Annotated in this window: 9 protein-coding genes; 2 read left to right on the top strand and 7 right to left on the bottom strand. The window is 32.0% G+C overall.

The window, feature by feature from the left end:
- Positions 1–234: 234 nt before the first annotated feature.
- Positions 235–2,040 carry an asparagine synthase (glutamine-hydrolyzing) gene (gene asnB, locus QZZ48_RS04715; RefSeq protein ID WP_294962470.1) on the bottom strand — a complete coding sequence of 602 codons (1,806 nt, stop codon included), beginning with the start codon at positions 2,038–2,040 and terminating at the stop codon, positions 235–237.
- Positions 2,040–2,621: a class I SAM-dependent methyltransferase gene (locus QZZ48_RS04710; protein WP_294962468.1), complete on the bottom strand. Its 582-nt coding sequence runs from the start codon at positions 2,619–2,621 to the stop codon at positions 2,040–2,042. Before QZZ48_RS04710 ends, asnB begins: the two co-directional genes overlap by 1 nt.
- 101 nt (positions 2,622–2,722) lie before the next feature.
- Between QZZ48_RS04710 and QZZ48_RS04705 the strand changes: the two genes are divergently transcribed.
- Positions 2,723–4,609 carry an ATP-binding protein gene (locus QZZ48_RS04705; protein ID WP_294962466.1) on the top strand — a complete coding sequence of 629 codons (1,887 nt, stop codon included), beginning with the start codon at positions 2,723–2,725 and terminating at the stop codon, positions 4,607–4,609.
- A gap of 6 nt (positions 4,610–4,615) precedes the next feature.
- On the opposite strand, the gene QZZ48_RS04700 is transcribed toward QZZ48_RS04705, so the two are convergent.
- Complete coding sequence (locus tag QZZ48_RS04700) at positions 4,616–4,984, bottom strand: hypothetical protein (RefSeq protein ID WP_294962464.1); 369 nt, start codon at positions 4,982–4,984, stop codon at positions 4,616–4,618.
- Positions 4,985–5,050: 66 nt separating this feature from the next.
- On the opposite strand from QZZ48_RS04700, the gene QZZ48_RS04695 reads away from it, so the two are divergent.
- Complete coding sequence (locus QZZ48_RS04695) at positions 5,051–6,016, top strand: NAD(P)-binding domain-containing protein (RefSeq protein WP_294962461.1); 966 nt, start codon at positions 5,051–5,053, stop codon at positions 6,014–6,016.
- Here QZZ48_RS04695 and QZZ48_RS04690 read toward each other — a convergent pair.
- Genes QZZ48_RS04690 through QZZ48_RS04675 form a run of 4 tightly spaced genes read right to left on the bottom strand, consistent with a single transcriptional unit; the run spans position 6,013 to position 8,913 of the window.
- Complete coding sequence (locus QZZ48_RS04690) at positions 6,013–6,366, bottom strand: AMMECR1 domain-containing protein (protein ID WP_294962459.1); 354 nt, start codon at positions 6,364–6,366, stop codon at positions 6,013–6,015. The genes QZZ48_RS04695 and QZZ48_RS04690 overlap by 4 nt on opposite strands.
- Positions 6,367–7,521 (bottom strand): cation:proton antiporter, encoded by a 1,155-nt coding sequence (locus QZZ48_RS04685; RefSeq protein WP_294962457.1) that lies wholly within the window; start codon positions 7,519–7,521, stop codon positions 6,367–6,369.
- A gap of 10 nt (positions 7,522–7,531) precedes the next feature.
- A complete protein-coding gene (locus QZZ48_RS04680; protein WP_294962455.1) occupies positions 7,532–8,386 on the bottom strand; it encodes a biotin synthase in 855 nt (284 codons plus the stop codon).
- Complete coding sequence (locus QZZ48_RS04675; RefSeq protein WP_294962453.1) at positions 8,383–8,913, bottom strand: YfcE family phosphodiesterase; 531 nt, start codon at positions 8,911–8,913, stop codon at positions 8,383–8,385. The genes QZZ48_RS04680 and QZZ48_RS04675 overlap by 4 nt, the downstream gene beginning before the upstream one ends.
- Positions 8,914–8,915 lie beyond the last annotated feature (2 nt).

Genomic DNA, 8,915 nt, shown 5'->3' with positions numbered 1-8,915 from the left:
TTCTTTGTTTTTGGTCGAATAAGATTAGCAGATTATCGATTAATCCTATCTTTCAACTTACTTTCAAAAAATTGCACTTGATTTTAGAATTGGCGAATATTTAACCTATTATTCTTAAATATATAGTGATTGTTAATTGTTCATAAATCTACATAACACTCATGATGATACTTAATACAAAGGTTTCAGGAGAGATGGAACTAGTAATAATAAATATTTATCACATAAAAAAAACTAAAGCATCCACTTCTTTATCCAAACACTAAGTACATAAAGTCCCCATATGTGCTGTTTAAAGCCACCTGTAGATGCAGAGCTGATTAGCTCATCTAACTCTTTGGTTTTAAACATTCCAGTTTGAGTGTTTACCTCTTTTATAAGAGCTAATCTTTTTGAATCTACAAGATACTCCATGTAAGGGTTTGAGAAGCCTTTTTTCTTTCTGTTTAAGATTTTCTCATTCAATCTTGGTTTCATTATTTGTTTTAGAAGTGACTTTGTAACTCCATCTTCGTAGCGTAGTTTTGGGTCAATACTAAAAATAGCAGATGCAAGCTTATGGTCTAAAAAAGGCGTGCGAGACTCAATGGAATGCGCCATACTTACACGGTCTAGTTTAGTTAAAAATTGCTCGGCTTGGAAATGATTTAAGTCTATGTAACTATACCAAATACTTTCATCTGTATGCGCAGATGCTTCAAACCTGTCTCTATGATTTTTTAAGTATTTTAAGGCTTGTCCGTCTTTTACATTTCTCTTCATAAGAGCATTTTTTTGCAAGTCTGTAAAAGTCTCTCCTGATGTACGAAAGAGCAGGGTGTCATCAAATATTCTTTTGTAATACTCCCACTCTCTGTTTTGAGAATAGTTAGAACGGAAGTATTTTTTTAGCCAGTTTTTGTTTGATAGTTTTGACATTTGGTTTATGTCTAAAAACTCAAAATATTGTCTATAACCAAGAAAAAGTTCATCGCTTCCTTCTCCACTAAGAACTACTTTGTATCCATCTTGTTTGATTTTATCAAAGAGTAAATACAGAGGAACAGATGCAGGGTCATTCAGTGGTTCGTCTAAAGTCTCTAAGACCTTATCGCTGGCATCTATGAAGTCGCTTTGAGAGATTTCAACATCTATGTTGCTTAGTCCTAAGAAGTCTGCTGTCTCTTTTGCATTTGCTCTTTCATCATATTTTGCGAAGTTTTTATAACCAAGTGTATATGTTTGAAGGTTTACTCCACTTTCTTTTGCGTAAGAGTTTATAGTAGCGCTATCTATTCCGCCAGAAAGCAGAGATGCCATTGGTTGGTCTGCATCTAAACGCATAGTAATAGATTCTCTTAAAAGTGATTCTAATGTGTGTAGAGCTTCATCTTTATTTTTTATAAGATTTGGTCTTGCATCTAGCAGGTCGAAGTATCTCTTGACTTCGTAGACTCCATTTTTTAAAACTAAGTATTCTCCAGATGCAAGTTTATTTATGCCTTGAAAAAAAGTGTTTGGAGCAGTTGGTGTTAAAAAAGAGAGGTAAGACATAAGAGCATCTTCATTCATTTTAACCTTGTTTAAAAAAGGTGTCAGTGCTTTTATCTCAGATGCAAAGATAAAACTCTCCCCAGACATAAAAAAAAGAGGTTTTTTGCCAAGCCTATCTCTGAAAAGATATAGAGTCTCATTGTCCATCAAAGCTATGGCAAACATACCACGAAGATGCGAGACAAAGTTTACTCCCCATTTTAGATATGCAGCAATGATAACTTCACTATCACTTTGAGTTTTAAACTCAAACTCAGATGAGAGTTCTTTTTTTAACTCTTTGAAGTTGTAAATCTCTCCATTAAAAGAAAGTAAGATGTTTTTATGCTTTAAAGGTTGATGTGAACGACTGTTCTCATCTAAGATGCTAAGTCTTTGATGGGCAAAAAATAAGTTATTGGTTTGAGTAATACCGCAGTAGTCAGGTCCTCTATGCGATAGTAATCCTAGCGCATGTTTTGCTTTTGCTTCATCATACTCTCCAACTATTCCAAAAATTGCACACATTATTTAAAGAGTCCTACTGTGATATCGTCCTTTAAATATCCATCTTTTATAATTATATCTTTGACTTTCAAGTTAGATGCAAGCTTTTGGATTTGACTTATTGTGAGGTAGTTGTAAGTTTCACTATCTTTTTGTCCATGTAAGATGTTGAATATAAAACCTATCTCACTAGACTCATAACAGTTACGCATAAAAAGATGAGTCTCAAAACTGTTTAGAACATTCATCGCACCACTACAGATATAGTAAGATGCAAGGGGAAGTTTATCTTTACAGATATCTGCGATGATAATTTCACAGCCAGTTCTATCAGATGCAATAGAATACATATCAGTAACTGAGTCTATCCCAATGTAATTTTTAGGATATTTTTTCTTTTTTTGAGCATAAAGATAGAAATCTCCAAATCCACACCCTGCATCTGAGATGCTAAAATCCTCAAGTTTTTTAGGAAGCATAGAGAGTATCATGTCAAATCTAATCTCTTGAGAGAGCTTAGAGTTCCAGTTTACGCCCTTTGCACTTACTCCATACCTATCTATTGCTGATGTATAAAATTTCTCATTATCAATGCGTGGCATCTTACCCCTTTGTAATAGCGTATTATAATTCATTTTATAAGTAAAGACAAATAAACAATATCCTACAATATATCATCAACTTAATTTATATTGGGAAATGTATGAAATTTTTAAATAATTTTTCTATTAAAGGCAAAACATATATGCTAGTTGGGCTTAGTGTTTTGGTAGCATTAACCCTCTCTCTCGTTTCTAACAGTGGTTTAAATATAATCAAAGAACAGATTGATGAACTCATTAGAGCAAACAGTGTAGAGAGATATGCTTATCTTGCAATATTAGAAGAAAAAAACTACCTTTTAAATGCTAATGGCTCCGTAACAAATAAGCAAAACGCTAAAGATGCTTTTTTAAAATCACAAAGAGCAGTTAAAAATATTTATAAAATATTAGACAAGATGCATGCAGAATCTACAAACGCAATAAAAACAGCTATTGCACAGTATGATGTTAACTATAAAAGAGGTATATATTTACTTCAAGAGTTAGAAAAAGAGAGCTTTATTCTCGATGAAGAGGGTGAAAATATAACATCAGAGATTCAACAGTATGTCCAAGCAAAAAGAGTTGAAGTTAAACAAAAATTATCTTTAAAAATCATAGAGAAGATAAATACTGCCTCAAATATTTGGCAGTATACTTACATGACTAGAGCTGATGAGAAACGTTACCTTCTATCTCCAGATGCTAAACTGTTTGAGAAATATAATAAGCAATATACTTTAATGATGAGTGAGCTAGAACGTTTAAAAGTTATATCTGATGAGCCTTTTGAACATGAAAAAATATTACTCTTTTTTAACTCTGCAAAAAGTTATAAAGTAGCTATGGATAAATGGGTAGAGATGAACAAAGAACATGTCTCAATAGTAGTTCCTAATATGAAAAAATTAGGAAATACAGTAATTGAAGAATCATTAAATATTGGGAATAAATCTTTAAATGGTATTTATGAAAAACGTTCATCTATAGTAACTGTATTGATAGTAATGACTCTTTTAACTATTCTTATAGGTATCACATTTGGATCTTTTGTATCTAGGTCTATTTCTCATGTCATACAAAACTTTCAAACAGGTCTTCTTGATTTTTTTAGCTACTTGGATCTTCAAAAAAACTCTGCAAAACAGATAGATGTCCAGAGTAAAGATGAGATAGCTGTTATGGCAAATGTTGTAAATGAGAATATTGTAAAAATTGAAGAAGTCATGGAAAATAAACTTTCCGAGATGAAAGCTAAAGATGAGCATATCTTAAATCAATCTCGTCTTGCACAGATGGGAGAGATGATATCTATGATTGCACATCAATGGAGACAACCTTTGGGTGTTATATCTGCTATCTCTATAAATATTCAAATCAAACTTTTTGAGCGCTGGGCATATGACCTTAATACTCAAAAAGGTAGAGAGGATATGGAAGAATACACTCTGCAAAATCTACATAAGATAAATGAATTTGTTAAACATCTTTCTAAGACTATAGATGACTTTAGAAACTTTTTTAAACAAGACAAGGAAAGAAGTACTTTTAATCTTTGTACATTGATAGATAAAGCACTTAATATTGGTGAACATCTGTTAGAGACACAAAGTGTAGAACTAATAAAAAACTATGATACAAATCTTGCAGATATAAATAGTTTTGAAAATGAAATCATGCAAGTAATACTCAGTATTTTAAATAATGGAGTAGATGCTTTAATAGATAAAAAGATTAAAGAGCCCAAAATTTATATTGATATACAAGAAACTGAATCTGGAAATCAAATCATATCTATAGAAGATAATGCAGGAGGAATACCTGATGAAATTATTTCTGAAATTTTCGATCCATACTTTTCAACAAAAAATAAAAATGGAACAGGTCTTGGCTTATACATGGCACAAATTATAATTACAGAACATTGTGATGGTATTATCAGTGTTGAAAATACAAGTCGTGGAGCATGTTTTAAAATAGAGTTAAAAAACACTGCTTTGGATTAGTTCTAACTATAAATCTCTAAGAATACTAGGAACCTCAGAAGAGTTGTTTATTTCATTATATTCTTCTATTTCAGATTGCATAGTCTCAGAAAATTCTTCTATACACTTGTTAAGTTGGTTTTGTGCTTCATCTACTGCATGTTGTAGACCTTCTTCTATTTTTTCAAAATGCTTTAAAGTTTTTAAAAAGTATTTTTTATCATCTGTTAATAAGATGATATCCTCTTTCTTTATCCATTTTCTTAGAGGTTTACCATTTTTTTGGAACTCAAATATAACGCTTTCATTATTCTTAGATGCAATGTACTTTGGTACAGGAAAACTTGTGAAAGTAGATAGTGGTACAGAGTGTTGTTTTTTAATTACATAATACATGGGGCAAGTATATAATAAAATTACTAAATTATGATAAAATCACCACGATATACAAAAGGAGTTTTGATGAGTCATTTATATAATCTAGCGATTATTGGAGCAGGTCCTGCTGGAATAGCAACTGCTGTTGAGGGATATCTGCAAGGAATTAGAGATATTGTTTTACTTGAAAAAGATCAAAACCATAATTCAACAATTCGTAAATATTACAAAGATAATAAGAGAGTAGATAAAGATTGGAGAGGTCAAAAAGTTGAACTAGATGGTAGAATCTACTTTGTAGATGGTACAAAAGAGACAACTCTAGACTTTTTTGATGAGATACTTACTAACCACTCTGTTGAACTACAAACGCATGTTGAAGTTCAAGCTATACAAAAGAAAGAAAAATTCTTTGAAGTTTTCATGGCTGGTAAAAGTGTAAGAGCTAAAAATGTAGTTGTAACTATAGGTAGAATGGGAAAACCAAATAAACCTACTTATAAAATTCCTGCAGCAATTAGCAAGAAAATTGGATATACCTTAGACGACTGCTCAGAGGGTGAAAAAATTCTTGTTGTAGGTGGTGGAGATAGCGCTGTTGAGTATGCAGTTGATTTGAGTGAAAAAAATGAAGTTTCAATTTGTTACAGAAGAGAGAGTTTTGGACGTGCTAATCCTACAAACCAAACAAACATAGCAAATGCCATTATGCATAAAGAAGTTAGAGCACTCTTATGCATGAATATAAATGCTTTAGAAGATGTTGATGGAAAAGTAAAAGTCAACTTTAGCAACGAAGAAGATGAAATCTTTGATAGAGTTATATATGCAATTGGTGGAACAACTCCAAGTACATTTCTTGCAAGTTCAGGTATCGAAGAAGCTGATGGAAAACCAGTTCATGATATTAATTATGAAACAAATATCAAAGGCATGTTCGTAGCTGGAGATATTACTCAAGAATCAGGTGGAAGTATTGCACTTGGGCTTAATCATGGTTATGCAATAGCTTGTTATATTCAAGGTGGAGACCAACTTTCAGAGGATTAATCTTCTAAGATTGCAGGATCTTTTTCACTTATTACTCCATCTGGAGTAGTAAGTAGTAACTCTATCTCACAACTTAGATATTCAGAAGTTGTAAGTGGAGTGAAATTTTTATCTTCAAATGCAGACATCTTTGCATTATAAATTATATCTTCTAAAAGACTTTTTGTAGTCTCATCCGATCCAAAAGAACCTCTTAAGTCTTGGTTTAAATAAATATTTACCCTTGTAGCTATCTTTTCATTTAATAGTGGATGTTCATTTAAAAGGGCAGGTTTATCTATGGTTCTTTGTGCTTGAAAAACTTCTTGTATGGAATCACGAGCTAGTTGGAGTAAAACAGAACGACTCATTTAAGACCCCTTCTTTAACTTATAATTGTTGATAAGTTTAATAATAATCATAACGCTAATAACTTGAAAAAGAGCAGCTAGAATAAATGCATAGTAGTGTAGAGTATCTATACTAGAAGCATGGTATGCCAGTGTTGCCATTGCGATAAGAAGTGTCAGAGGCATAGAGTGAGAAAGTCCCATTAAGATGGAATTTATAATACCAAGTTCTTTTATAAATACAATTGAAGCAACAACTCTCATAATAATCATAACAACTGCAATGATTAAAGCCTTAGAAATTAGACCATCCATAGCAAGTGCATCTAGGTTAAAAGAACTTCCAATATGTATGAAAAATATAGGTATCAAAAATCCAAACCCATAAGATGCAAGCTTCTCTGGAAGTTCATGTTTATGCTCAAAAAATGTTGGAATAAATATACCTGCGAGAAATGCGCCAAAGGCAAGTTCTAAATTAAGATAAAGCATAGCACCAACTAGAAGAAAAAATATCCCCATAGATAGACGAATATCTTGTTCTTTGTTATCCTCAACTGGCATAAGTGCAGTTGATACTCCAGGGAACCACCAAAAAAGAAGTTCCATGGCACGAAATATTAAAAACATGAAAAGTAAAAATAGTATTAGCGCAAAAATAGTTTTAACTAGACCTACCCCAAATCCAGAGTTCAATGCGGCAGATGTAAGAGTTAAGAAACCTATACTTACAACCTCACCTATTCCTCCTGCTGTCATAGAGAGACTAAGCCAAGGTGTTTTACCATACTCTTTAGAAAGTGTTGCAACAAGTCCTACTGAGATAAGTGGAAGAAGCACCATAAAGATTTTTCCAAGATCTAGATATAGTGAAATCAGTATGGAAAATGTATATAGGATTATAAGGTAAAACACTACTTTTTTCATAAGTCTAATAGGTGTTTTTAGAACTTTTTTGAGGTTAATCTCAGTTCCTGCTATAAACATCAGATATAAAAATCCAAGTTCAGCAACCAAATCAAAAAGATGTTCATTGTGTAAGAAACCAACATAGCCCATAATAGAACCAAGTATGATTTCAATAGGTGTCGTTGGAAGTTTTAAAATCTTCGCGAAAAAAGGAGTAAATATTATAATAAGTGAGATGGTAATAATTAGAATAACGCTATCACTCATTATCTTTCCTTTATTTTACTGTTTTTGCAACTTTTAGATTTAGAGATTGTAGCATATCTAAGTCTTTACTGATAACTCTACCACTTGTAGTAAGATAGTTTCCTATTACAATTGAATTAGCACCATGTTTAAAAATCTCATTTTGTCTATCTCCAAACATTAACTCTCTTCCACCTGCAATCATTATTCTATCTGCATTAGGGATTGTATCTCTTGTTAATTTTATAAGTGAGAATGCTTCTTCAATATCTAATGAATTTGGTTCTAACTCTAATGCTTCATTATGATGGTAAAAGTTTATAGGAACAGAAGATGGATTTAGAGAGTTAAGAGACTCAAGCATAGATATTCTGTCTGCATCTGTTTCACCAAGACCAAAAATTCCACCACTAATAAGTACTAAGCCTGCTTTGTTAACATTTTGACAAGTCTTATATCTCTCTTGCCAAGGATGTGTTGTACAAATACTTGGATAGAACTCTTTTGAAGTCTCTAAGTTATGATTATATGCTTTGATTCCGGCTTCTTTTAAAATTAAAAGTTGCTCTAGAGAAGCTGTACCATTACAAGCAATAAGTCTAAGCTGGGGTACTTCTTTTGTTAAAATTTTAGCAATTGTACATACAAAGTCTAGTGTTTTATCAGTTATACCCTTATCGGCTGTAACTAGACAAAAACCTAAGGCACCATTATCTCTAGCAATAACTGCTTCTTTTATGATTATATGCATATTTTTTTGTTTATAACGCTCGATATCTGCTTTATATCTTACACTCTGAGAACAAAACTTACAGTCCTCATTACATGTTCCGCTATTTATATTACAGATTGAACATAAGAATATTTTTTGTTCTGATTTACTCATGATTGTATTCTCTCATATGAAAATTTTTGATGTTTGAACTTTATTTCTTTTTTTGATTTTATATCTTTAGTATAATACGTTACTTCAAATGTTTCATCTTTTACTTCAAGCATAGCACATTCAGAGATAGATTTATTTCTAGCACATACTTCACCAGGGTTTAAAAAGAGAGTAGAATTTTTAAAGTCAGATTCAAAGATATGAGTATGACCAAAGATTACTACATCTGCATCTGGCGCCATATAGTAAGGCATATGCATTAGTTTAAATTTAGTGTTTGCAAGTTTGAAGTAATGAGGCTCTTGAAATAGATTGTACTTACGATGGTACTGAGCTAGATGAGCGTCATTGTTACCATAGACTGCTATATATCTAACTCCACACTTTTTTAGCGTCTCTAGTATCTCAACTTCTACAATATCACCAGCATGAATTATAAACTCAGCACCATCACTTATAAGTAAATTAAGTGCTTCTTTTGCAAGTTTTACTTTAGTGTGAGTATCTGAAATAACGCCTATCTTCATAA

The organism is Sulfurimonas sp. (assembly GCF_016744025.1).
In the GTDB taxonomy this organism is placed as follows: domain Bacteria; phylum Campylobacterota; class Campylobacteria; order Campylobacterales; family Sulfurimonadaceae; genus Sulfurimonas.
This window is presented reverse-complemented; position numbering and strand designations above follow the sequence as displayed.